General features: G+C 46.8%; 1 protein-coding gene. It reads left to right on the top strand.

All coding sequences use genetic code 11. From position 1 onward, the window contains the following. Positions 1 to 144: 144 nt before the first annotated feature. Positions 145 to 769 (top strand): hypothetical protein (locus tag HYU07_03820; protein MBI2129344.1); only part of this gene is annotated, 625 nt, incomplete at its 3' end.

Here is a 769-nt window from a genome sequence, read left to right as displayed (position 1 = left end):
CCTCTATCAAGTTCCACTCACAGTCAAACATCCAAATAATCTTGATACGCGCCCAACTGTCCAGATAAACTGTGCTTTACCGTCAATCAGCGTGAAGGCATATAATCCCCTATCCAAAGGCTACACCTACTCCTGTGTTCATCTATGCTTGACAGTTCTGATGCTTCCGTGGCGAGAGGCGCCACCTCCATCTACTTCTCAAGCATCGTTCTACTGCTAGCCAATACCGCTTACTTTGCCACTATCACCAACCTACTACCCACATCACAAATTGGAGTCATAACAGGACTGCAAATAATCATCTTTGGAGTGGCAACCATTGCCAACCTATCTCTTCCACAGACAGTTTTGACAAACATGCCCCTTCCCCCAGCAGTAGCCAAACTCATACCTGACTTTCTCTCATCAGGTCGAAGAGGAAAAGCAGTACAAGTCTTCAGAGCATCCCTCACCATCTCCATTGCGTTGTCGACCGCATCATCACTGATCCTTTTCTTCTCAGCTGGCTGGATTGTCGACACAGTATTTCAGGGTCAAGCTGCTTCAGAGTGGATTGCCTTAGCATCCATTGATGTGTGGTTCTACACCATCGGCCAACTCTTCATGATGACTCTTGTAGGATTGAATAGGACTGCCAAAGCAGGGATCTATTACACGCTCTCTTTCATGGTTAGATATTTCCTAGCCATCGGTCTGGTCGTCTTAGGGATTGGGGTGACTGGCGTTCTGACAGCGTGGATAGTAAGCGATGTTCTTATGGTCATCATAT

Source organism: Candidatus Woesearchaeota archaeon, assembly GCA_016180285.1.
Classification (GTDB): domain Archaea; phylum Nanobdellota; class Nanobdellia; order Woesearchaeales; family JACPBO01; genus JACPBO01.
This window is presented reverse-complemented; position numbering and strand designations above follow the sequence as displayed.